Source organism: Streptomyces sp. NPDC001480, assembly GCF_042894725.1.
Classification (GTDB): Bacteria; Actinomycetota; Actinomycetes; order Streptomycetales; family Streptomycetaceae; genus Streptomyces.
The window spans coordinates 223,002-246,580 of record NZ_JBIAVX010000012.1; the positions used below are offsets into that span (position 1 = coordinate 223,002).

Genomic DNA, 23,579 nt, shown 5'->3' on the forward strand with positions numbered 1-23,579 from the left:
TACTCACACAGAGCTCTCCAGGCGCTTTAAGTTTCAAGTGTTAATCTCGCGCCCATACCCCCACAGCGCAGGAGACCCCGGTGCGAGATGGCAACGTAGTGGGTGATAGGCGGCGGCTATGCGGGCGTCCGCCTGTCGAGACGGCTGGACGCGACGGCGCACGTCACGCTCGTGGACCGCAAGGAGGTCTTCTTCCACCGGATCGCCTCGCTGCGCGCCGGAGTGCGTCCGGAGTGGACGGCGACCCCCTTCATCCCGTACGACCGTCTGCTGCGCAACGGCCGGGTGATCGTCGGCAAGGCGGTGCGCGTCGACACCGCCGCACGGGAGGTCGCACTCGCCACCGGTGAGCGGCTGCCTTACGACGTGCTGGTGATCGCCACCGGCGCCGACTACCCGGAACCGGCACGCTTCACCGGCGTCACCATCGAGGAAGCGGCCAAGTCGTTCGACGAACACCAGCGGAAGGTCGCCACCGCCGAACACGTCCTCGTCGTCGGCGGTGGCCCCTCCGGCGTCGAACTCAGCGCCGAGATCCGCCTGGCCCGGCCGGACGCCCGGGTCACCCTCGCGCACGCGGGGCAGGAACTGCTGCACTCCACGGGCAGCGCCCGCGCCGGCCGGAAGGCCCGGGCCTGGCTGGAGTCGCATGACGTGGAGGTACGGCTCGACACCTTCATGGCCCCCGGCAACGACTTCGGCACCTACCGCGACGCCCATGGCGCCGTCCTCGCCGCCGACCTCTCCTTCTGGGCGACGGGCACCACCCCCAACACCCTGTGGCTGCGTCTGGCCGGGCACGGTGACTGGCTGAACGGGACGGGTCACGTCAAGGTTGACCGGATGCTCCGCGTCGAAGGGTGGCCGGACGTGTTCGCGGTCGGTGACGTGAACGACGTCGGAGAGCTCAAGGTCACCCCGGCAGCGCTGGCCCAGGCGGCGGTCGCCTTCCACAACATCCGCGCCTACCTGCGCAGTTCGGGTCGGCACGGCAGCAAGCCCCGCTCCTACCGGGCGGTCCACCGGACCCCGCTCATCGTGCCGTTCGGTCCGGCCGACGGGGTGACCATGCTGCCCGTGCCGGGCGGCGAGACGGCGGTCCTCGGAACCCTCACCACCACCCTGGCCAAGGCGAAGACCCTCATGACCCCCTTCATGCGCCGCCAGCTCGGATACGCGGCGGCCTGACCGCCGTCACCTTTTCGCCGGCGGCCCGCTGCTCTCCCGGACGACCAGTTCCGTGGCCACCTCCACCCGTGTGGTCTCCGGTTCCTGACCCGACAGCAGCCGCAGGACCATCCGGGCGGCGAGACCGGTCATGTCGGCGAGGGGAGTGCGCATCGTCGTCAGGCGGGGGGTCACCCAGTCCGCGAACGGCAGGTCGTCGAAGCCGACCACGCTGACGTCGTCGGGGACGCGCAGTCCCCGCTCGGCCGCCGCGCGGTAGGTGCCCAGCGCCTGATGGTCGCTGCCCGCGAAGACCGCCGTGGGGCGGTCGGGCAACGCCAGCAGATCCAGGGCGTGTTGATGCGCGAGACCATGGGTGAAGTCGCCGTAGCGGACGAGCTCCGGGTCGAAGGGGAGCCCGGCCTCCGCAAGTGCCGAACGGTAGCCGTCCACCCGGGCGCGTGAGGTAAGCCGGCGCTCCGGACCGCTGATGACCGCGATACGCCGGTGGCCGAGCTCGATGAGGTGACGGGTCGCGGCGAACCCGCCGGGCCAGTTGGTCGCGCCCACCCAGGGGATGCCGGGCGCCGGCTCGTCGATCGGTGCGACGAGGGCGTACGGGATGCCGAGGCCGGCGAGGTCCGCCTGCTGCCCCGCGGTGAGTTCGGGTACGACGAGGATCGCGCCGCGCGTGGGACGCGTGGCCAGCGAGTCGAGCCACTGGCGCGCCCGATTCCGCCGCCCGTGGGTCGCCGAGACGACCAGTCCCATGCCGGCCTCGTGCAGCACGTCCTCGGCGCCGCGGATCAGCTCCACCGCCCAGGGGCTGTCCAACTCGTTGATGACCAGATCGATCAGCCCGCCGGGCGGTGCCGCGGTGGCGGCGGGCCGCTGCCGCGCCAGATAGCCGTGCTTCTCCAGCAGGCGTTGCACCTTGGCCCTGGTCTCAGGGGATACGTCGGATCTCTGATGCAGCACCTTGGAGACGGTGGAGACCGAAACGCCCGCCTCATCGGAGATTTCGGCCAGAGTGCGCCGCCTCGCTTCGCCGGATCCTGTCCGGACTGTTGACGTCATCGGATGAATCTCCTACGTTTCCGGAGCGGTCGCAGATTGCGAAAACTATCGCAATCCAACCCTCCAGCGTAGAGGTGGCAGGTGGTTCTCGATGAAGAGATGGCGTCCGGGCCGGAGTTGGCGGGCCGCCTCCCTGACCGTCGGCGCGGCGCTCCTGCTGGCCGGCTGCGGCGGCACCGGCGGCGGCAGCGGCACCTCGGGCGACGGCAAGGGTGAGTTACTGGTGTGGGTGGACAACACCCGCACCCCGGCGGCGCAGCAGTACGAGAAGGCGCACCCCGGCCTGAAGATGCGCATCGTCACGATCCCGCCCGACGCGGGCTACGTCCCCACCAAGGTCTCGCTCGCCAACCGCACCAGGAGCGGCTGGCCGGACGTCGTCTTCCTCGCCAACCCGGCCGAGGCCGCCACCCTGGCGAGCGACAGGTTCGGCTACGCGGCCCCGCTCGACGGCCTGGTACCGAAGTCCGTCCGCGACGGATTCACCCCCGGCTCGCTCGACACCTGCACCTTCGGCGGCAAGACGTACTGCCTGCGCAACGACATCGCGCCGACCGTGCTCTGGCACGACGCGAAACTGATGAAGAGCTACGGCTACGAGGTCCCCAAGACCTGGGCCGAGTACCAGCGGGTCGGGCTGAAGGCGGCCGAGGAGCACCCCGGCACCGTCGTCGGCGCGATCAACGGCAAGTACGGCGCCGGCGTCTACTTCGGCAGCAGCGGCTGCCCCACCCGCGACACCCTCAGCCTCACCAGGGTCCGCGTCGACCTCACCCGGCAGAACTGCACCCGGGTCGCCGACCTGCTCCAGCCGATGGCCAGGGCCAAGGCGGTCACGACCGTCGTGCCCACCGACCCCGCCTTCGCCAAGCTCGGCAAGGAGAAGAAGATCCTGATGCTGCCGGGCCCCGCCTGGTTCGGCGACTTCATGTTCGGGCCCGCCTTCAAGATCCCCGCGGGACGGATCGCCGCCGCGCCCATGCCCACCTGGCCCGGCGAGACCAAGTCCTACGCCGGCCAGGTCGGCGGCGGAGCCTTCCTCGTCTCCGCGCACGCCGGGGACCGTACGAAGCAGGCCGTGGACCTGGTGCGCTGGATGACCACCGACGTCGCCCTTCAGGCGAAGCAGCCCACCTACCCCGCGTTCGCGGCGGCAGCCCAAAAGTGGGGCGAGGCCAAGTCCGAGGACCCCTACTACGCCGCCGACCCGATGCCCGCCCTCACCGCGTCGGCGAACGCGCTGCGCCCCGGTTTCGGCGCTGTCCGCTTCGAGGCCGCGTGGCAGACGAGCTTCAACGACACCGTGGGCAAGGCGGCCGACTCCGGCGGCGACCTGGGCGACGCGCTGAAGAGCTGGCAGGACAAGCTGGCCGCGGCGGCCAGAACCAGCGCATACACGGTCGGACGATGACGCTGACCCCCACCCGGCCACCGGCGACGGCCACCGCCGCACCGGCCGGACCCCGGCGCCGCGGACACCGGAGCCGTACCACCGCCGTGTGGATCCTCGTCGGCCCGTACACCCTGTTCCTCGCGGTCTTCGGCCTCGCGCCCGCCGGATACGCCCTGTGGACCTCCTTCGTCCACGACGGCTCCTGGGCCGGTGGACGCAACTGGACGGCCGTCCTCGACGACTACCGGCTCGGCGAGGCGGCCCAGAACGTCGCCCTGTACCTCCTGCTCTGGCTGCCGGTCCTGCTGCTGACCGTCCTCTCGCTCGCCTTCACGCTGCACGCCCGGCCGGGCCGGTCCTCCGGCGCCTTCCAACTCGTCTACTACCTGCCGGGCGCGGTCACCGGCTCGGCTGCGGCCCTGCTCTGGCTGTTCATGGTCAGCCCGGACAACAGCCCGTTCGGACCGCTGCTGAGGCTCATGGACGTCAAGAGCGCCACGGACGCGCTCTCCGGCGGCAGTCTGATCGCCGTCCTCGCCGTGATGGGTGTCGCGGTGCACGCGGGCGGCTGGATCGTCGTCCTGCACGGGGCACTCACCGCACTCCCCAAGGACGTCCTGGACGCCGCCCAGGTCGACGGGGCGTCGGCCTGGCGCACCATGTGGCACATCAAGCTGCCCCTGGTCCGCACCTACGTGGCCTTCGTGCTGATCTCCAGCTTCGCCGCCGGCAGCCAGGTCTTCGTCGAACCCACCGTGCTCGGCACCGGCGCCCCCGGCCAGATCAGCCCCACCTGGTCCGTCAACCAGCTCGCCTACGTCTACGCCACCCAGGACGGCGACTTCGGCACAGCGGCGGCGCTGTCGCTGGCCATGCTCGCGGTCGGGCTGCTGGCCGCGTGGATCGTGATCACCCGCACCCGCATGTACGCCACGGACCCCACGAAAGCCGGGTGAGCCGGACCATGACCGCCCTGACCCGCGGCGCCCGCGCCCTGTTCCTGCTCGGCGCCGCCGTCTTCTTCGGACTGCCCCTGCTCTGGCTCCTCCTCGCGCCCACCCGTACCGCCGACGACCTGACGACCGGATCCCCGCTCGGCTTCGGCGCGCTCGGCAACGTCGGCGACGCCTGGCAGCACCTGATGTCGTACAACGACGGCGAGATCACCCTGTGGATCGGGAACTCCGTCATCTACGCGGTCGCAAGCGTCGTCCTCGCCCTGCTGCTCTGCGTGCCCGCGGGCTACGTGCTCGCCAAGCACGACTTCACGGGCCGCCGGACCCTGCTCACCCTCTCCGTCGTGACGATGATCCTGCCCCCGGCCGCCCTGGTGCTGCCGCTGTACCTGGAGATGTCGGCGGCCGGCCTCACCGGCACGGTCTGGGCGGTCGTCCTGCCGCTCTCCTTCTACCCGTTCGGTGTCCACCTCGCCTTCCTGCACTTCCAGGCCAACCTGCCGGACAGCCTGCTGGACGCCGGGCGCGTCGACGGCGCGGGCGAACTGCGGCTGTTCTGGTCGGTGGCGGTTCCGCTGGCCCGCCCGGCGATCGCCCTGATCGCGTTCTTCGGCTTCGTCCGCTGCTGGACCGACTTCTTCCTCCCCTTCGTCATGCTCTCCGACGACCGCACCTTCACCCTCCAACTGGGCCTGATGTCCCTGCTCCAGTCCACCGGCGCGGTCAACAACTCCAGCGGCTTCGCCGACCTCGACATCCACCAGCCGGAGGCCGCGCTCGCCGGTCTGGTGGCCTGTGCGCCGCTCCTCGTCGGATTCGTGCTGGCACAGCGTTTCCTGCGCACAGGGCTGCCGGCCGGGGCGGAGAAGGGCTGATGAGGGAGCAACTACAGGAGGAGTTGCGGCGGTTGGCGGCTGCCGTCGTGCCGCACTTCAGCACGGGACGGGCCCGGGTGCGCCTCGGCGTCAACACCGCGATTCACGACGACACCGCCGCCGAACTGGAGTCCTTCGCCCGCCCGCTGTGGGGGCTCGCCCCGCTCTCCGCGGGCAAGGGCTCAGTGCCGCACGCAGAACTGTGGTCGCGCGGGCTGGCGTCCGGCAGCGATCCCGGCCACCCCGAGTACTGGGGCGAACCCGGCGACCGCGATCAGCGGATCGTGGAGATGGCCGCCATCGGCTTCGCGCTGGCGGTGGCGCCCGAATGGTTCTGGGACGCGCTCACCGGCCCCGAACGCGACCGGCTGGCCCGTTGGCTGCTGAGCGCCCTGCCGTGCGAGACCGCCGACAACAACTGGCACTTCTTCCCGGTGCTGATCGGTCTCGGCCTGGACCGGGTGGGCGTGGCCTACGACCGTGAGCTGATCACCGCCCGCCTCGACCGCTTGGAGGCCTTCTGGCTCGGCGACGGCTGGTACTGCGACGGACCCACCGAACGCCGCGACTACTACGTGCCCTGGGCCATGCACTTCTACGGCCTGCTGTACGCCCGGCTCGCCGGTGACGGCGACCGGTTCCGCGAGCGCGCCGCCCGGTTCGCGCACGACTTCCGGCACTGGTTCGCCGACGACGGCGCAGCCGTCCCGTACGGCCGCAGCCTCACCTACCGCTGGGCGCAGGCCGCCTTCTGGGGCGCACTGCCCTTCGCCGGGGTCGACGCGCTGCCATGGGGCGAGGTCAAGGGCTATCTGCTGCGGCACCTGCGGTGGTGGCAGGGACGCCCGGTGACCGGTCCCGACGGGCTGCTGTCCATCGGATACGGCTATCCGCAGCCCGCGCTGGCCGAGCAGTACAACGCGCCGGGCTCACCGTACTGGTCCCTGAAGGCGTTCCTGCCGCTCGCCCTGACCGCCGACCACCCGTTCTGGACCGCCGCGGAGCAGCCCGCCCCGCTTCTCCCGGCAGTCAGCTCGCAGCCGCACGCCGGCGCGGTCCTGATGCGCGCGGGCGGGGACGTCACACTGCTCGCCGGGCGCCAGCACCACCCCTGGGTGCGGCACGGCGCCGCGAAGTACGCCAAGTTCGCCTACTCGACGCGCTTCGGCTTCAGCCTGCCGAGCGGTGCGCTCGGACTGGAGCAGGGCGCGTACGACTCGATGCTCGCGCTCAGCGACGACGGCGGGAGGCACTACCGGGTGCGCGAGGAACCGGCCGGCTGGCACCTGAGGGGCGACACCGTGCTCAGCACCTGGTGGCCCTGGCCCGACGTCGAGATCACCACCTGGCTGACCGCCGCGCCCCCGTGGCACGTGCGCAGACACCGCCTGCGGACCGGGCGGACCCTCCACACGGCGGAGGGCGCCTTCGCCGTCGACCGCGACCCAGGGGTGAGCCTGAGGACCGGCGTCGGCTACGCCCGCGTGTCCGCACCGGCGGGCTTCACCGGTCTGCGGGACCTCGACGGCGTGCGCCGGGGCGAGGTCATCGACTGCCTGCCCGGCACCAACGTCCTGGCCCGGCGCACGGCACTGCCCATGCTGACCGGTCGCATCCCGCCCGGGGAGCACTGGCTCAGATGCGCGGTGCTCGGTGCCCCCGGCGGCCCCGAAGCCGAGGCGGCCTGGCGGCGACCCCCGACGACTGGAGACGGCACATGAGACCGAGACACCTGTCCGTACTGGCCGCCGTGACAACGCTGCTGGCCCTCCCGGTCCAGGCGCACGCGGCGGCCCCCGCTCGCACCTATCACGTCGCCCCCTGGGGCAGCGACCACGCCCACGGCTCCCCGTCGAGCCCCCTGCGCACGATCACCGGCTGCCTCTCCCGGGTCCGCCCCGGCGACACCTGCCTCGTCCACCACGGCACCTACCGCGAGCAGATCACCCCGCCCTCCGGCACGAAGGACGCCCCGATCACCCTCGCCGCGTACGGAGACGGCCCGGTGACCGTAGACGGGACCGAGCCGGTGACCGGCTGGAAGGACGCAGGGGACGGACTGGTCGCCGCCGACACGAACCTTCCGCTCGACCCCGACTTCAATGCGGTCTTCCTCGACAACGACCGTGCGGCCGAGGGACGTTGGCCGAACTCCGGCGCCGATCCGCTGAACACCACCTGGGCCGAGGCCGATCCCACCTCCACCGACCAGCACATCGACGACACCGACCTGCCGGACGCCGACTGGACCGGCGCCACCGTGCACCTGTGGGCCGGCTCCAACCCGTGGGCCCAGCAGACCGGCACGGTCACCGCCACCGCACACGGCAAGCTGGACTTCAAGGGCGGCAACCACCGCTGCCCGCCCCTGTGCATGGGCAACCAGAACTACCGCAACTACTACCTCGTGGGCTCGAAGGCCGCCCTCGACCAGCCGGGGGAGTGGTACTACGACAAATCCGCGCACCGGCTCTACCTCGTACCGCCGAAGGGCGGCATGGCAGGGCACACGGTGACCGCCAAGCACCGCCTCTGGGGCGTCGACCTGAGCAGCAGCTCGTACCTCACCGTGCGCGGGCTGAACCTGTGGGGCACGTCCCTGCGAACGGGCAGGGACACTACGGGAGTTGTGATCGACCAACTCCACGCCACGTACATCTCCGAGTTCTCGACCCTCCCCATGCCGCCCGACAGCGACCTCGCTGTCCCGCCGTTCGAGGGGCACATCGTCGCCTCCCGCATCCTCGACTCGGGCGTGCAGATCCTCGGCACGGGAAACACCCTGAAGAACAGCGAGATCTCGCGGTCCGCCGGCGACGGCGTCCTGGTGCGCGGCACCGGCAACACCGTCACCGACAACTACATCCACGACGTCGGCTGGATGGGCAGCTACACACCCGGCATCGAGATCAACGGCGACGACCACACCGTCACGCACAACACGATCCGGCGCACCGGACGCGCCGCCATCGACACGGCGTGGCAGCTGGGCGGCACGGAGTTCCACGGCGACCGCATCGCCTACAACGACATGTCCGAGGCGATGCGCACCTCCCGCGACGGGTCACCCTTCTACGTCTGTTGCAGCCTGGACGGCTCCGGCAGCTCCATCGACCACAACACCTCCCACGACGCCGACGGCCAGGTCGGCTTCTACGTCGACAACTACTCGGGGCACTTCCTGCTGCACCACAACGTCGCCTGGAACACCGGCACCCGCGGTACGTTCTTCAACGGCCACACCGGACCGAGCATCGCCAACCAGGACCACAACTCCAGTTACGGCGTGGGCGTCAACGGAAACTCGACGCTGCTGAGCGGCGCGACCGACGCTTCCGGCTCGTACCTCAGCAACATCGTCGGACCGACGCCGGTCAGCGCGACCAGGACCGGCGACCCGCTGCCCGTCGTCCGCTCCAACCTCATCACCGACAAGCCCGGTTACACCGACGCCGTCAACGGCGAACTGTGGCTCACCGACGGCTCACCCGCCATCGACGCGGGCGAGACGATCGACGGGATCACCACGGACGTGCGGGGCTCGGCTCCGGACGTCGGCGCGTACGAGTACGGAGCGCCGGTCTGGTCGACCGGCTGCGACCTCCCCGGCTGCGCACAGCGCGTCCGGCACGGCACCTGGACCGCGACCACGAGCGACGGCACCGACGCCGCCGCAGCCGTCGACGGGGACATCGACACCCGCTGGACGGCCGCCGCCGCGCAGGCCCCCGGCCAGTCGCTCACCGTCGACCTGGGCGGGACCGAGACCTTCGACCGGCTCTCCCTCGACGCGGGGCGCGACACCAGCGGGCAGCCGTACGGCTTCTCCGTGTCCGTGAGCCGCGACGGCACGCACTGGAGCGGGAGCCTCGCCCGGGTCTCCGGGCGGTCCTTCACCCAGGACGCGGTCTTCCCGACGCAGACGGCCCGGTACGTCCGGATGACGCTCACCGCGCGCGGCCCGGCTCCCTGGGTGGTCAACGACCTGCGCCTGTACGGCGACGGCCCCGACGCCTCCGGCACGCTCCAGGCCGAGCAGGCCACCACCGTGCGCGGTGTCGCCCGCGGCACGGCCGCCACCGGCGTACTGGGCTCCGGCGACCGGATCGGCTTCCGGCGGGCGAGCGTGACCGGCGACCGGCTCACCGTGCGCCTCGCCTCCACCTGCACCGCGGGCTGCGCGCTCCAGCTCCGGCTCGACGCCCCGGACGGCCCGGTGGCCGGAACGCTGCGCGTACGCGCCACCGGCTCCACCGACACCTGGCAGGAGCAGTCGCTCGCCCTGCGCCGCCGACTGGCCGGCACCCACAGCCTGTACCTCGTCGCGAAGGGAGGTCCTCGGGTCGCGGCCCTGGACTGGCTGACGGTCCGTGCGCAGTGACAATGGCCGCGAAACGACAAAGGCAAGGAGTGCACCCACTCCTTGCCACTCTCAACTTATAGCGCACTGGGGGGCTTGCGGCAAGGCCCCCATCGTGCCGCAGAATCATCGGCCGAGGCCAGAACCTGCGGAATTAGGGGATTCACGAAGTGCGCGTTCTTTTGATGGGGTATGGGTCACGAGGGGACGTCGAACCGCTGGCGGGGCTCGCGAGGGCGCTGCGGACACTCGGTGCCGAGGTCCGGGTGTGCGTGCCGCCGGACGAGGAGTTCGCGGAGCTGCTGGCCCGTGCCGGTGCGGAGCCGGTGCCGTTCGGCCCGTCGGTGCGCTCGCTGGTGACCAGGCCGAATCCGTCGCCGGCGGACGCGTTCAAGCTCGCGCCCGAACTGGTCGCCGCGCACTTCGACACGGTCGCCCCGGCCGCCGAGGGATGTGACGCGCTGGTGGCCACCGGCCTGCTGCCGGCCGGCGCGCGGTCGGTGACCGAGAAACTGGGCATCCGCTACGTGTTCGCGTGCTGCCATCCGTTCGGAATGCCGTCCTCGCACCTCCCGCCGCCCGGGCGGCCGGGCCGCCCCGCCCCGCCGGACGCCGACATCCGGACGCTGTGGAAGGTGGACGGCGAGCGCGTGAACGCGCTGTACGGCGAGGCACTCAACACCCACCGGGCGGCGATCGGCCTGCACCCGGTGGACAACGTCCGCGACCACGTCCTCACCGACCGGCCGTGGCTGGCGGCGGACCCGGTCCTGGGCCCATGGCAGGACATGACCGATCTCGACCTCGTGCAGACCGGGGCGTGGATCCTGCCGGACGAACGCCCGCTCCCGGACGAGCTGGAGGCCTTCCTGGACGCCGGCGCGCCGCCGGTGTACGTGGGCTTCGGCAGCATGGCCATGCGCACCTCGCCGGACGTCGCCCGGGTGGCCGTCGAAGCGGTCCGCGCCCAGGGCCACCGCGTGCTCGTCGGGCGCGGCTGGGCCGACCTCGCGGCCGTCGACGACCGGGACGACTGCTTCACCGTCGGGGAGGTCAACCACCAGGCGCTGTTCCGCCGGGTGGCAGCCGTCGTGCACCACGGCGGCGCGGGCACCACGACGACGGCCGCCGCGGCCGGCGCGCCCCAGGTGGTCGTCCCCCAGATCGTGGACCAGCCGCACTGGGCCGCCCGGGTGGCCGAACTGGGCATCGGCGCGGCGCACGACGGCCCCACCCCCACCTTCGAGTCCCTGTCGGCCGCGCTCGAGGTGGCCCTGGCTCCGGAGACCCGGGCTCGCGCGACCGCCGTGGCCGGCACGGTCCGCACCGACGGGGCGACCGTGGCCGCGCGGCTGGTCCTCGAGGGGATCAGCCGGGACACGCCGTCCGCGTCCGCGTGACCACACGGAATCCGCCGGCCCGGACCCGCGGGCACAGCGATCCGGACACCTCGCCGTGCGCCATGGGCGCGAGCGGCCCCCACATCGGAGCTGATGCAGTGAACCCCCTGACCACGAGCGCGTTCGACCTGCCCGAACGCCTCTGCGCGAAGGCAGCCCCGGCACTCGTCGCCGACGACGAACGGCACTTCGCCGCCATCGCACAGTGCCTGGCGCAGTCGGTCGCCGAGCTGTCCGACCGCCTCGACGCCGAACTCAAGGCGCCGGGCGGGACGGGCCGGGCCGCCATGGACCGGGACATCGAGGTCCACCGGCTGACCGGACGCCTGCGCACCCTGCGCCGCTTCGGCCTGGACCTGTGTCTGGGGCACATGGTCGCCGCGGACGACGCCGAGCCCGTCTACATCGGACGGCTCGGCCTCACCGACAGCGAGGGCCGCCGGCTGCTGCTCGACTGGCGGTCACCCGCGGCCGAGCCGTTCTTCGCGGCGACCCACGCCGACCCGATGGGCCTGAAGAGCCGCCGCAGGTACCGCTGGACGGACGGCCGGATCAGCGACTACTGGGACGAGGTGTTCACCGCCGACGGGCTCGAAGGGCATGCCGCGCTCGACGACCAGTCCGCCTTCATCGCCGGCCTGGGCGCCAACCGGTCGGCCCGGATGCGTGATGTGCTCGCCACCATCCAGGCCGACCAGGACGCCATCATCCGCGCGGGATCCCGTGGCGCCCTCGTCGTCGACGGCGGCCCGGGCACCGGGAAGACCGTCGTCGCCCTGCACCGCACCGCCCACCTCCTGTACTCCGACCCCCGTCTCGGCCACCGTCGGGGCGGCGTCCTGTTCGTCGGCCCGCACCGGCCCTACCTGAACTACGTCTCCGACGTCCTGCCCAGCCTCGGCGAGGAGGGCGTGCAGACCTGCGTCCTGCGGGGCCTCGTGGACGAGGGAGCGGAGGCGACGCCCGAGGCCGACCCGGACGTGGCCCGCCTGAAGTCGTCCGCGGACATGGTCAGGGCGATCGAGACGGCCGTCAGGTTCTACGAGGAGCCACCCGCCGAGGGGATGACGGTCACGACCGACTGGGCGGACCTCTGGCTGAGCGCCGACGACTGGGCCGAGGCGTTCCGGGCACCGGGGCCGAGTACGCCGCACAACGAAGCACGCGACCAGATCTGGGAGGAGCTCGTCACCATCCTGCTGGACAAGTACGACGGCGACGACGTCCCGCGCGAGCGGTTCCGCAGGTCGCTTCAGCGCGACCGGGAGCTGGTCGACACCCTGGGCCGCGCATGGCCGCTGCTGGAGGCGACCGACCTGGTCGGAGACCTGTGGTCGGTGCCCGCCTATCTGCGGATGTGCGCTCCCTGGCTCGGCCGCGACGACGTGGGCAAGCTCCAGCGCGCGGACGCCCAGGCCTGGACGGTGCCGGACCTGCCACTCCTGGACGCGGCCCGGCAGCGGCTCGGCGACCCGGAGGCGGCGCGGCGGAGGCACCGGCACGAGGCCGTCCTCGCCGCCCAGCGCGAGCGCATGGCGCAGGTCGTCGACAACCTCATCGGGGCCGCCGCCGACTCCGGCGCCGACGGTGACGACGGCGAAGGCCTGGTGAGGATGCTGCGCGGCGAGGACGCCCAGGTCAGCCTGGTCGACGAGTCCGAACTGCCCGCCCTCGAACCGGACCTGCTCGCCGGTCCCTTCGCGCACATCGTGGTCGACGAGGCCCAGGAACTGACCGACGCGGAGTGGCAGATGCTGCTCCTGCGCTGCCCGTCCCGGAGCTTCACCATCGTCGGGGACCGGGCCCAGGCCAGGCACGGGTTCACGGAGTCGTGGCGGGAACGGCTGGAGCGGGTCGGGTTCGACCGGATCGACCTCGCCTCGCTGAGCATCAACTACCGCACTCCGCGAGAGGTCATGGCGGCGGCGGAGCCGGTCATCCGGGCCGTGCTCCCGGACGCCAACGTGCCGACCTCCATCCGCGGCAACGGCATCCCCGTCGCGCACGGATCCGTTGCGGACCTGGACTCCGTCCTCGACACCTGGCTGGCCGAGCACGCCGAGGGGATCGCCTGCGTCATCGGCCATCCGGCGTTCCGGGCGACGCCCCGCGTACAGTCGCTGGCTCCGGAGTTGACGAAGGGGCTCGAGTTCGACCTGGTCGTCCTCGTCGACCCGGAGGACTTCGGCGAGGGCGTCGAAGGGGCGGTCGACCGCTATGTCGCGATGACGCGGGCGACCCAGCGACTCGTCGTCCTCACGAGCTCCTGACGATGCTCACGAACACCTGACGCGTCGGCCGGCGCGTCAGACGAAGGACACGGACACCGGGCCGAGGTGGCTGAAGCGCGCCTCGACCCGCTGTCCGGCGCCGACGAAGGGGGCCGTGGTCATGGTGCCGGGCAGCACGACGTGTTCGGGCTCCAGCCCGGCGCCGAAGGCGGCGAGGGTGTTGGCCAGCCAGGCGACGGCGGCGGCCGGGTGGCCCAGGACCTCCTTGCCGCTGCCCGTGGCGACGCGCTCGCCGTCGACGAACAGGTCGACGAGGACGGAGGCGAGGTCGGACACCTCCGCCAGGGGCGTCCAGGGGCCGCAGACCAGACCGGCGGAGCTGGCGTTGTCGGCGACGGTGTCGACGAGCGTGATCTTCCAGTCGCGGATCCGGCTGTCGACGATCTCCAGCGCGGGTGCCACCGCATGGGTCGCCCCGAGCACGTCCTCGACGGTGACGCCCGGACCGCGCAGCGGCTCGGCGAGGCGGAAGCAGATCTCCGGTTCGATGCGCGGGGCGCAGTAGCGGGCCGCGGGGACCGGGGCACCGTCCCGGTGGACCATGTCGTCCATCAGGTGCCCGAAGTCGGGCTGGTCGACACCGAGGAGCCGCTGCATCGCGGCGGCGGTCAGACCGACCTTGTGGCCGATGACCGTCGCCCCGTCGGCCAGGCGCCGGGCGATGTTGTCCCGCTGGACGGCGTAGGCGTCGGCCAGGTCCAGGCCGGGCAGCAGCGCCGACAGCGGATCGATCGGCGCCTTGTGGTGTTCGGCCTGCCGCAGCAGCCGGGCGGCCTCCGCGCGCTGCCGGGCGGTCAGGGCCATCCCGGGCTCCTCCCGTAGCGGATGTTCCCATTGCGGGTAGACCCTACAGGGGGCCCGGGCTCAGCGCGGCGCCGTCTTCGGACACCGCGCGGGGGTCGCGGTCTCAGGCGCCGGTCATGTTGAAGCCGCCGTCGGCGTTGAGGTACACGCCGGTCATGTGGGAGGCGTCGTCGGTGGCGAGGAAGAGCGCGGTGCCGGCGAGTTCGGCCGGGCCGGGGATGCGGCCCAGCGGGGTCCTGGCGACCATGTCCTCGCGGCGGCCCAACTTCCAGTCGGCCCGGTTCAGCAGCGTCTGACGATGGCGCCGTGGCCCTGCTCCAGCATCCGGGAGCCGAACTCGTGGACGCACAGCATGGTTCCCTTGACGTCCACGGCGAGCACGTGGAAGAGCACCCCGCCGACGACGTCGTCCGGCGTGCCCAGGCGTCCGGCCGGCACCAGGCCGACCATCTCCTCGCGCACCCCCGGCCTGTCCAGGTACTCCCTGGTCGGCTCGGTCTCCGTGCAGCCCGGGGCGACCGCGTCACCAGCTGGTCCAGGCCGCCCTTGCTCGCCGCATAAGGGGCGTGGTGTCTGTGCGCGAGTCGGGAGGAGACCGACGAGAAGAACACGATGCTGCCCCGCCCGGCCGCACGCATCAGGCGTCCCGCGGCCCGCCCGGTCCAGAACGCGCTCGACAGGTTCAGCGTGACGATCCGGTCCCACATCTGGTCGGGGGTGTCCAGCACCGGGCGGCGGTCGTTCGTTCCGACCGCGTGCACCAGCGCGTCCAGCTCGCCGGCCACCGCCGCGACGGCGTCCTCGCACGCAGCGGAGCTCGTCACATCGGCCGGGAAGACCCGCACCCTGGCGTCCGCGAGCGCCGGATCGTCCCGCGGTGACTTCGCTTCGCCTCGGCCACGTCCACCACGGTCGGCCGGGCCCCGGCGCCCGCCAGGGCCCGGGCACAGGCGGCCCCCAGCCCGCCGGCCGGCCCGGTGCCACGGTGGTGTCCATGGGGCCCGCCCGCCACGGCCCGCCTACCATGGGGACATGAGCGGGATCGTCGTCGTGTACGAGCTCGACAAGCCGAAGGCCGCGCGCGCCTCCTCGGGAACGCAGGGCGGTGAGGAGCAGTCCGTCCGCAAGGTGCACGCGGCGCCCGCCGCGCCGGGGATGTCCTCCTCCACCGGGCCGCGGACCTTCTGCGGCAAGGACACCTTCGCCATGCGGACGGCCTCCTGGAGGCCCGCCGAGCACCCCGGAGCGCCCTGGTACTCCCCGCAGTACGCGTCCGTGGTGTGCCCCGACTGCGATGCCGTGATCGAGACCTGAGCGGAAGAGAGGGGCTCGTCATGAAGACCGGAGCCTCGGAGTACGACTCCTGGCTGTACTCTCACACACCCTCGCAGGCCGAGGGCGAGCGCGACGAACCGGCCGAACGCGCGGCCATGGAGCAGCACCCGGAAGTCCCCAGGACCGAACCGTCCCAGGCGGAGGGCGAACGGGACGACATCAGGCCCGCATGAAGGGAGCACGCCGGCGGGGTCGAATGCGCCCCGGCGGCTCCCTCACGCGGTCCGCGTCCGGTGTGACGTTCCTTCGTACGCGCGGACAGCCCGCCGCCGCACCTCACCCTTGCCGACAGTGACAAGCGAAGAGGGTAAAAACTGGCAAAGAATAAGCTTTCGCATATTGTCCGACTTTCATGGGTGGTCTTGTCGTGATCTCGCGCCTTGGGCGTAGCTAGATGCCGTGCCCATCGCCCGCCGGCCAGAGGCGGCGGGCGAAAAGAAGATCACGTGAGGAGACGTCATGAAGAAGGCTTACGAGGCACCGACGCTCGTCCGACTCGGTACGTTCCGGAAGGAGACAGGACTTCTCCAGCGCCACGGCAACGACCGGCTGATCCTCAGCAAGAACTGACGAGCGACGGTCCTTGATCCGACGTCATGACTGAAGTGCACGCAAGTGCGGGGACGGGCCCCGGCGACGCGCATTTCGCGGTCTTCACCGACCTCGCGGACGCGGCCGCCGTGGCCCGCTCCTTCACCCGCCCCTCGAGCCGAACCCTCACCCACCCGTCGGGCCGGCCCTGGCTGGTCGGCGACTGGCACGACGACGAGATCGTCACCGCGAGCACCGGCAACGCCGCCATCGCCGTCATCGGCTGCTGCCCCGTCGGCGCCGACGAACTGCGCCGCCACACCGCACGCCTGCGTGACCTCGCGGAACTCGACGCGCTGGCCCGCAGACTGCCCGGCAGCTTCCACCTGGTCGCCTCCCTCGACGGTCGAGTCAGGGTCCAGGGGAGCGCCTCCGGCCTGCGCCTGGTCTTCCATGCCGAGATCGAGGGTTCACGAGTGGCCGCCAGCCGCGCCGACACCCTCGCCGGCGCCCTGCGCCTCGACCCCGACGTCGAGGAGCTGGCCGTGCGCCTGCTGTGGCCCGCCCCCTACCCGCTGTTCGAGACATCCCTGTGGCGCGAGGTCACCGCCGTGCCCCCGCAGGACGCTGTGATCATCGCCGCGGACGGCCGCACCGTACGCCACACCCGCTGGTGGACCCCGCCGGAGCCGGTCACACCCCTCGCCGAAGCGGCACCCCGGATCCGCACGGCGCTGCGGGAAGCCGTCGGCGCGCGTACCCGGCAGGGCGGCGTGGTCAGCTGCGACCTGTCCGGCGGCCTGGACTCCACCTCCGTCTGTTTCCTGGCCGAGCGCTCTCCCGCCCGCGTGGTGGCCAGTACCTGGCCGGGACGGGATCCCGCCGACACCGACCTCCACTGGGCGGAGCGGGCGGCGGCACACCTGCCGGACGTCGAGCACGTGATCTGGGACGCCGACGCGTCCCCGCTGGTCTACGAGGACCTGCTCGGCATCGACGACCTCCTGGACGAGCCCACCATCGGCGTCATGGACCGCTCCCGGGTCCTGTACCACCTGCCCGGCCTCGCCGCGCGCGGCAGCCGGCTGCACCTCACCGGAATCGGCGGCGACCACGTGGCCTGGTGCTCCGAGGCCTACTACCACCGGCTGCTGCGCACCCGCCCGCTGTTCGCCCTGCGCCGGTTGCGCGGCTTCCGGACGCTGTGGCACTGGCCGCCGGCCGGCACGGCCCGCGCGCTCGCCGACTCCCGGCCCTACGGCAGGTGGCTCGCCGACGCCGCCGGCCACCTGCGGGACCCGTCGCCCCCGTCCGTCGCCACCGGCCTCGGCTGGGGGATGGCGCCGCGCCTGTTCGACTGGGTGACCCCCGATGCCGAGCGACTGGCCCGCAGGGCCCTGCTCGATGCGGCGGCGACGGCCGAGCCGCTGCACCCGGACCGCGGCCTGCACACCGACCTCGAACAGATCCGCTCCTGCACTCGCGTCATCCGCCAGTGGGACCGGATGGCGGCCCGCGCCGGCCTGCCGATGGCCTCGCCCTTCCTCGACGACCGCGTCATCGAGGCGTGCCTCGCCGTACGGCCGAGCGAGCGCGTCACACCCTGGCAGTACAAGCCGGTCCTGACCGCCGCCATGCGCGGGATCGTGCCCGAGGCCTGTCTGCGGCGGACCAACAAGGCCACGGCCTCCATGGACGCGGCCAACGGGCTGCGGGAACACCGCGCCGACCTGCTGGCACTGTGGGAGGACTCCCGGCTGGCGGACCTCGGCTTGGTGGACCCGGCAGCACTGCGCCGTCTCGCCCAGCGCCCCGCCTCCCGGGGACTGTCCGACGCCATCCTCTACTCCACCATCGCCGCCGAGGTATGGCTCCGGGGCCTGTCCCGTGGCGCCCGCACGTCCCCCCACCCCTGAACCGGCCCTGACCGACCCGAAGTCATCGACCACCTCAGAAAGGCGGCCACCCATGCCCTTGCGGTTCGGCGCCGACGTCACCACGGCCGAGACCGACTACGGCACAGTGCTGCTGGACGAACGGACCGGCGCCTACTGGGAGTTGAACCCGACGGCCACCCTCGTGGTCCGCACCCTGCTCGACGGCGGCGAGGCAGCCGACGCGGCCGCCGCCCTGGTCAGGGAGTTCGACATCGACCTGGCACAGGCCCTGACCGACGTCGAGACGCTCGTACGGCAGCTGCGCGGCGCGGAACTGGCCTCATGACGACGCCCAGTGCGCTGGAACGCCCCACCGGGGTACCCGCGACCCGACGCCTGGCCGCCCGCCTGGTCCTGCTGCCCGCGATCGCCCTCTCCTTCCTGCCGCCCCGCCGTATCCGCGCCGTGCTCGGCCTCCTGTGCCGCGGGGCGGCCCCCGCCACCACCGCTCAGGCGCAGGACGCGCGGGACGCCATGTGCGCCGCCAGCCTGCGCTGCGCCGGGCCGAAGGGCTGCCTGCCGCGCTCCCTCGGAGCGGCTCTGCTGTGCCGGCTCGGCGGAACGTGGCCGACCTGGTGCACCGGGGTACGCGTCGTGCCGCCCTTCACCGCCCACGCCTGGATCGAGGCGGACGGCCGCCCCGTCGGGGAAGGCGTGCCGGACGGCTACTTCGCCCGCCTGATGGCCGTCGCGCCGCTCCCACGGCCCGGGGACCGATGACCGGCACGGCGGTGCCGGGCGGCGGGCGCGCCATGGCCGCCGAGGCCGACAGGTCCACCCGGACGGCGGTGGCCACCATGTACCGGCTCACCGCCGGCCACCGGCCCGCCATTGCCGTCGCCACCGTCCTGACCCTCGTCGGCTCCGCATTGGGACTGGCCCAGCCGCTCGTCGCCAAGGACCTCGTCGACGCCGCCGGCGGTCATACGCGGATCATCTGGCCGCTGCTGGCCCTCCTCGGCGTCCTGTTCGTCACGGAAGCGGCCACAGGAGCCATCGGCCGGTTCCTCCTGGAACGCATGGGCGAAGGCGTCGTACGCCAGCTCCGCCACGGCCTGGTCGCACGCCTGCTGCGACTGGAGATGAGGGAGTACGACCGGCACCGCAACGGCGACCTGATCTCCCGGGTGACCGCCGACACCACCTTGCTGCGCGAGGTCGTCTCCCAGGCACTCGTCGACCTGGTGGCCGGCAGCCTCGCCGCCGCCGGGGCCGTCGTCCTCATGGCCTGGCTCGACCCGCTGCTGCTGCTCCTGGTGACCGTCACCGTGGCCGCGGCCGCCGTGATCGTCGCCTCGCTGCTCACCGGCATCCGACGCGCCTCCGAACACATGCAGGGCTCGGTCGGTGCCCTCGCCGCCGACCTGGAGCGGGCCCTCGGCGCCCTGCCGATGGTCCGTGTGCACCGCGCCGAGGAGCGCGAGGCGGCCACCATCGGCGCACGCGTCGACGCGGCCTACGACGCCGGGGTACACACCGCGAAGCTCGCCTCCGTCATGAGCCCGGCGGTCGAACTCGCCGTCCAGGGATCGTTCCTCGTCGTCCTGGTCGTAGGAGGTCTGCGCGTCAACGGCCACGCGGGCTCCCTCGGTGACCTCGTCGCCTTCCTGCTGTACGCCTCCTACCTCGTCCTGCCGCTGTCCTCGGTCTTCCGCGCGGCGGGCCTGGTCCAGCGCGGAATGGGTGCCTACCAGCGCATCGAACAGGTCCTCCACCTGCCGGTCGAACAGACGGCACCGGTACGTCCGGGCCACCGCACCCGCCCCCCGGACCGGGTCAGGCCGTCCGCCACCGGCGAGCGCCCCGCCACCGGCAGGCCCGCCCTCGCCCTCGACGACGTCCACTTCGGCTACGACCCGGCACGTCCGGTGCTCCGCGGTGTCTCCTTCACCGTCGCCCACCGCCGGCACGTCGCCCTGGTGGGCCGGTCCGGAGCCGGCAAGAGCACCGTGTTCGCACTGGTGGCGAGGTTTTACGAGCCGGACGCCGGAGCCGTGCTCTTCGACGGCCGGCCCGCAGGCGAACTCGGCCGCGACGCGTGCCGGCGACGCATCGCCGTCGTCGACCAGAACACCCATGTCGTCCATGGCACCCTGCGCGACAACATCACCTACGCCGTGCCCGACGCGACGGAAGCGGAGATCCGGCGCGTCGTCGAACTCGCCCGGCTCGAAGAGGTCGTCGACCGGCTGCCCGGTGGTCTGGCCGCCGTCATCGGTGAACGGGGCAGCACCCTCTCCGGCGGCGAACGCCAACGCGTCGCCCTGGCCCGCGCGTTGCTGGCCCGCCCCGCCCTCCTCCTGCTGGACGAGCCCACCTCCCACCTCGACGCCATCAACGAATCGGCGCTCACCACCGTCATGAAGGACGTCGCCCAGGAGTGCGCCCTCCTCGTCATCGCACACCGCCTGTCCACCGTGCAGCACGCCGACCACATCGTCGTACTCCACGAAGGCCGCACCACGGCGAGCGGCCGCCACGAGGATCTCCTGACCAGCAGCCCCCTGTACCGGAACCTGGCCGCGAGCCAGATGCTGCGCCCCGCTCAGGGCCGCGCGTGACCCGCTGTCACAGTCTTGAGTTCGTCGAGCGACTCCCGGACGAGGTGCCCGAGGTCGCGCTCGTCGTCCGCGTCGATCCAGCGCTGGAACGCGATTTTGAAGACGGCGACCCCGGCCTCCGCGGTCAGGCTCGCCGCCGGCTCCTTCACGCCGCGCCCGCGCAGGGTGTCGGCGAGTGCCGCGGACAGTGCGGCGAGTTTGATCAGCTCGCGCTCCTGGAGTTCCGCGTTGGCGACGATGACCGCATGGCGCTGCCGGGCGTGAGCGCGGCGCTCCTGGAACCTCGCGGCGACGGCCTCGAGAGCCGCGGCCACCGCGTCGATCGGCGCCGCGGACCCGGGCGCCCCGGAGGCGGTGCTCACGAACAGTTCCTGGAGCGAGGCGGCGCCCGCGAACAGGACCTCCCGCTTGTCGGCGAAGTGCCGGAAGAAGGTCCGCTCGGTGAGCCCGGCCCGCTGGGCGATCTCCGCCACCGTCGTCTGTTCGTATCCGCGCTCGCCGTACAGCTCCAGTGCGGCCTGCTCCAGTCGCCCGCGCGCGTTCGGCTCCCATCGCCCCATGGCCTGATCTTACGTGATGACAGTGACTGACATCGGTGTTACGGTCGATGTCAGTCACTGACGTCGACCGGGGGTGCGGCCATCCGCCGCGCCGAGGGCGGTCGACCCATGCGAAGGGCTTCTCATGCGCGTATTCGTCACCGGTGCCTCCGGCTGGATCGGCTCCGCCGTGGTTCCCGAACTCATCGGCGCAGGCCACCAGGTCGTCGGGCTCGCCCGCTCCGACTCTTCGGCCGCCGCCCTCACCGCGGCCGGGGCCGAGGTGCGGCGCGGCACCCTGGACGATCTCGACGTCCTGCGGAGCGCGGCCGCCGAGTCGGACGGCGTGATCCACCTGGCCTTCAAGCACGACATCGCCTTCTCGGGGGACTTCCAGGGCGCCGCCGACGCGGACCGCCGCGCCGTCGAGGCGTTCGGCGAGGCACTCGCGGGTTCCGGCCGGCCGTTCGTCCTCGCCTCCGGCATACTCGGGCTCACCCCGGGACGCGTCGCCACCGAGGAGGACACCGGCCCCCACCTGGCCCTCGATCATCTCGGCGACGGTCCGCGGACCCGGCTGGACACCGCGCGGCTGACGCTCTCCCTCGCCTCCCGTGACGTCCGTTCGTCCGTGGTCCGGCTCCCTCCGACGGTGCACGGCGAGGGGGACCACGGCTTCATGGCCGCGCTGATCGGCATCGCCCGCGCCAAGGGCGTCTCCGGCCACGTCGGAGACGGGACCAACCGCTGGCCCGCCGGGCACCGCTCCGACGCGGCCCACCTGTTCCGCCTCGCCCTGGAAAAGGCTCCGGCCGGGTCGGTGCTGCACGCGACGGCCGAAGAGGGGGTGCCGATCCGCACCGTCGCGGAAGTGATCGGGCGCCACCTCGATGTCCCCGTGGCCACCGTCGCGCCGGAGGCCGCGGCCGAACACTTCGGCTGGCTCGCCGGCTTCATCGCTCTCGACAGCCCGGCTTCGAGCACCCTGACGCGCGAACTACTGGGCTGGCAGCCGGCGGGCCCCGGGCTCGTCGACGACCTCGACAAGGGCCACTACTTCCACGACACCGCCGAGTAGGTCGCTCCTACCGTCCGCGGGACCGTCCGACGGTGAGTGCCCAGCGGACGCCGGCCGAGGCGGCGACGCTCAGCGTGCCGTGCTCGTGGGCGCGCTTCACGTCCAGCCGGTTGAGGATGCTGCTGACTCTTCCGTCCACGCAGCCCAACGGGAAGCTCACCCCGGCCGGTTCGACGGAGACGGTCAGTCGTCCCTTGCCCTGGCACTTGACGAGGACCGACAGCGCGCCGGGCCCGGTCCCGCCCCGGATGTCCATTTCCCGGCTGCCGCCGGCGTCGGCCACTTGGGCGAGGACTTCTCCCTCCGCCAGGACCGGAGCCTCGGTCACGGATTCCCCGGGAACGCTCTGGGCGGGGGAGGGGGAGGCCGGTGCAGGGGTGCGGGAGGGGCGACGGCTGTCGCCGTGCTCGCCGGCACAGCCGACGGCCAGCGCGGCGAGGGCGGCGATTGCCGCCGCCGATGAGAGAACCGTCGTACGACGAGCCGGGATCTCCGAGAGACGCCTATCCGCTGGGGACTGCTCCTGCGGCAGTCGGACCCGTCGACCGTAGGGCAGGGCCCTGGCGGAGGCGATCATTCTGCTGATCTTCTGAGGATGAGCTGAGGTGAGCGTGCTCTCCTCGTGGGACGCCACCGCGGCAGGCGCGGGCCGGTTGACCCGCCCGGGGAACGGGCGAGCACCGAACCGGCCCGCCGCACCGGCCGCGCCGACTAGACCGTCCCGCTCGCGGCGATCGTGACCTTCCCCTTGGGTGATCCGCTGCCGCTGCCGAGGGCCTCGATCTGGTCGACGAGCTCCTGGCCCTCGACGACCTCGCCGAAGACGACGTGCTTGCCGTCGAGCCAGTCGGTGACGACGGTCGTGATGAAGAACTGCGACCCGTTGCTGTGCGGGCCGGCGTTCGCCATGCTCAGCAGGTAGGGGCGGTCGTGCTTGAGGTTGAAGTTCTCGTCCTGGAACTTCTCGCCGTAGATGCTGCGGCCGCCGGTGCCGTTGCCCCGGGTGAAGTCGCCGCCCTGGAGCATGAACTGCGGGATGATCCGGTGGAAGGAGGAACCGGCGTAACCGTAGCCGTTCTGGCCGGTGGCCAGCTCGCGGAAGTTCCTGGCCGTCTTGGGCACGACGTCGTCGAAGAGCCGGAAGACGATCCGGCCGGCCGGAGCGTCGTTGATGGTGATGTCGAAGTAAACGTTCTCGCTCATGGCGATCAACCTATCGTCAAGCAGTGCCCGGCGTTCCCGGAGGGCATGCCCAAGGGCGTGACGTGTCGGCTC

At 72.2% G+C, this 23,579-nt stretch carries 22 protein-coding genes and 2 pseudogenes; 16 read left to right on the plus strand and 8 right to left on the minus strand.

Features of this window, described 5'->3' with window-relative positions; translation table 11 throughout:
• Positions 1-80 precede the first annotated feature (80 nt).
• Positions 81-1,188: pseudogene (locus ACFY01_RS29415) on the plus strand (NAD(P)/FAD-dependent oxidoreductase).
• 6 nt (positions 1,189-1,194) lie between these two features.
• On the opposite strand, the gene ACFY01_RS29420 reads toward ACFY01_RS29415, so the two are convergent.
• Positions 1,195-2,244, minus strand: a complete 1,050-nt coding sequence (locus tag ACFY01_RS29420) for a LacI family DNA-binding transcriptional regulator (RefSeq protein WP_390738775.1) — start codon at positions 2,242-2,244, stop codon at positions 1,195-1,197.
• Positions 2,245-2,335: 91 nt separating this feature from the next.
• On the opposite strand from ACFY01_RS29420, the gene ACFY01_RS29425 reads away from it, so the two are divergent.
• From ACFY01_RS29425 to helR, 7 genes are all read left to right on the plus strand, one after another.
• Entirely contained in the window at positions 2,336-3,655 is a 1,320-nt protein-coding gene (locus ACFY01_RS29425) for an extracellular solute-binding protein (protein WP_390738776.1), read from the plus strand.
• On the plus strand, positions 3,652-4,593 hold the full coding sequence (locus ACFY01_RS29430) for a carbohydrate ABC transporter permease (protein ID WP_390738777.1): 942 nt from the start codon (positions 3,652-3,654) through the stop codon (positions 4,591-4,593). The genes ACFY01_RS29425 and ACFY01_RS29430 overlap by 4 nt, the downstream gene beginning before the upstream one ends.
• Before the next feature lie 8 nt (positions 4,594-4,601).
• On the plus strand, positions 4,602-5,468 hold the full coding sequence (locus tag ACFY01_RS29435) for a carbohydrate ABC transporter permease (protein ID WP_390738778.1): 867 nt from the start codon (positions 4,602-4,604) through the stop codon (positions 5,466-5,468).
• On the plus strand, positions 5,468-7,189 hold the full coding sequence (locus tag ACFY01_RS29440) for a DUF2264 domain-containing protein (RefSeq protein ID WP_390738779.1): 1,722 nt from the start codon (positions 5,468-5,470) through the stop codon (positions 7,187-7,189). Before ACFY01_RS29435 ends, ACFY01_RS29440 begins: the two co-directional genes overlap by 1 nt.
• The gene (locus ACFY01_RS29445; protein ID WP_390738780.1) at positions 7,186-9,849 is read left to right on the plus strand and encodes a discoidin domain-containing protein; all 2,664 of its coding nucleotides are present in this window, start codon (positions 7,186-7,188) and stop codon (positions 9,847-9,849) included. Before ACFY01_RS29440 ends, ACFY01_RS29445 begins: the two co-directional genes overlap by 4 nt.
• 149 nt (positions 9,850-9,998) lie before the next feature.
• Complete coding sequence (locus tag ACFY01_RS29450) at positions 9,999-11,228, plus strand: glycosyltransferase (protein WP_390738781.1); 1,230 nt, start codon at positions 9,999-10,001, stop codon at positions 11,226-11,228.
• A gap of 98 nt (positions 11,229-11,326) precedes the next feature.
• A complete protein-coding gene (helR, locus tag ACFY01_RS29455; protein ID WP_390738782.1) occupies positions 11,327-13,498 on the plus strand; it encodes an RNA polymerase recycling motor ATPase HelR in 2,172 nt (723 codons plus the stop codon).
• A 36-nt stretch (positions 13,499-13,534) separates the two neighbouring features.
• Here helR and ACFY01_RS29460 read toward each other — a convergent pair whose 3' ends face one another.
• From ACFY01_RS29460 to ACFY01_RS29475, 4 genes and pseudogenes are all read right to left on the minus strand, one after another.
• Entirely contained in the window at positions 13,535-14,323 is a 789-nt protein-coding gene (locus ACFY01_RS29460) for a 2-keto-4-pentenoate hydratase (protein WP_390738783.1), read from the minus strand.
• 103 nt (positions 14,324-14,426) lie between these two features.
• Positions 14,427-14,570, minus strand: a complete 144-nt coding sequence (locus ACFY01_RS29465) for an SDR family oxidoreductase (protein ID WP_390738784.1) — start codon at positions 14,568-14,570, stop codon at positions 14,427-14,429.
• Between the two features lie 35 nt (positions 14,571-14,605).
• Positions 14,606-14,785, minus strand: coding sequence for a hypothetical protein (locus ACFY01_RS29470; protein WP_390738785.1), 180 nt, complete (start codon positions 14,783-14,785; stop codon positions 14,606-14,608).
• A gap of 116 nt (positions 14,786-14,901) precedes the next feature.
• A pseudogene (locus ACFY01_RS29475) lies at positions 14,902-15,168 on the minus strand (SDR family NAD(P)-dependent oxidoreductase); the annotation flags it as partial.
• 187 nt (positions 15,169-15,355) lie between these two features.
• Here ACFY01_RS29475 and ACFY01_RS29480 point away from each other — a divergent pair.
• From ACFY01_RS29480 to ACFY01_RS29510, 7 genes are all read left to right on the plus strand, one after another.
• Positions 15,356-15,637 carry a hypothetical protein gene (locus ACFY01_RS29480; protein WP_390738786.1) on the plus strand — a complete coding sequence of 94 codons (282 nt, stop codon included), beginning with the start codon at positions 15,356-15,358 and terminating at the stop codon, positions 15,635-15,637.
• A 20-nt stretch (positions 15,638-15,657) separates the two neighbouring features.
• Positions 15,658-15,831, plus strand: coding sequence for a hypothetical protein (locus tag ACFY01_RS29485; protein WP_390738787.1), 174 nt, complete (start codon positions 15,658-15,660; stop codon positions 15,829-15,831).
• 286 nt (positions 15,832-16,117) lie between these two features.
• Positions 16,118-16,228, plus strand: coding sequence for a keywimysin-related RiPP (locus ACFY01_RS29490; RefSeq protein ID WP_107407388.1), 111 nt, complete (start codon positions 16,118-16,120; stop codon positions 16,226-16,228).
• 26 nt (positions 16,229-16,254) lie between these two features.
• Positions 16,255-18,105: a lasso peptide isopeptide bond-forming cyclase gene (locus tag ACFY01_RS29495; protein ID WP_390738788.1), complete on the plus strand. Its 1,851-nt coding sequence runs from the start codon at positions 16,255-16,257 to the stop codon at positions 18,103-18,105.
• Positions 18,106-18,157: 52 nt separating this feature from the next.
• A complete protein-coding gene (locus ACFY01_RS29500) occupies positions 18,158-18,412 on the plus strand; it encodes a lasso peptide biosynthesis PqqD family chaperone (protein ID WP_390738789.1) in 255 nt (84 codons plus the stop codon).
• A complete protein-coding gene (locus ACFY01_RS29505; protein WP_390738790.1) occupies positions 18,409-18,846 on the plus strand; it encodes a lasso peptide biosynthesis B2 protein in 438 nt (145 codons plus the stop codon). The genes ACFY01_RS29500 and ACFY01_RS29505 overlap by 4 nt, the downstream gene beginning before the upstream one ends.
• A complete protein-coding gene (locus tag ACFY01_RS29510; protein ID WP_390738791.1) occupies positions 18,843-20,687 on the plus strand; it encodes an ABC transporter ATP-binding protein in 1,845 nt (614 codons plus the stop codon). The genes ACFY01_RS29505 and ACFY01_RS29510 overlap by 4 nt, the downstream gene beginning before the upstream one ends.
• Here the strand turns inward: ACFY01_RS29510 and ACFY01_RS29515 are convergent.
• Positions 20,672-21,247, minus strand: coding sequence for a helix-turn-helix domain-containing protein (locus tag ACFY01_RS29515; RefSeq protein ID WP_390738792.1), 576 nt, complete (start codon positions 21,245-21,247; stop codon positions 20,672-20,674). The two genes, ACFY01_RS29510 and ACFY01_RS29515, sit on opposite strands and share 16 nt — an antisense overlap.
• Before the next feature lie 124 nt (positions 21,248-21,371).
• Here ACFY01_RS29515 and ACFY01_RS29520 point away from each other — a divergent pair, with 124 nt between their 5' ends.
• Positions 21,372-22,304: an SDR family oxidoreductase gene (locus ACFY01_RS29520; RefSeq protein ID WP_390738793.1), complete on the plus strand. Its 933-nt coding sequence runs from the start codon at positions 21,372-21,374 to the stop codon at positions 22,302-22,304.
• Between the two features lie 7 nt (positions 22,305-22,311).
• Here ACFY01_RS29520 and ACFY01_RS29525 read toward each other — a convergent pair whose 3' ends face one another.
• Together ACFY01_RS29525 and ACFY01_RS29530 are read right to left on the minus strand one after the other, a co-directional pair.
• Positions 22,312-22,632 carry a hypothetical protein gene (locus ACFY01_RS29525; RefSeq protein ID WP_390738794.1) on the minus strand — a complete coding sequence of 107 codons (321 nt, stop codon included), beginning with the start codon at positions 22,630-22,632 and terminating at the stop codon, positions 22,312-22,314.
• Between the two features lie 383 nt (positions 22,633-23,015).
• Positions 23,016-23,507 (minus strand): peptidylprolyl isomerase, encoded by a 492-nt coding sequence (locus tag ACFY01_RS29530; RefSeq protein ID WP_390738795.1) that lies wholly within the window; start codon positions 23,505-23,507, stop codon positions 23,016-23,018.
• Positions 23,508-23,579 lie beyond the last annotated feature (72 nt).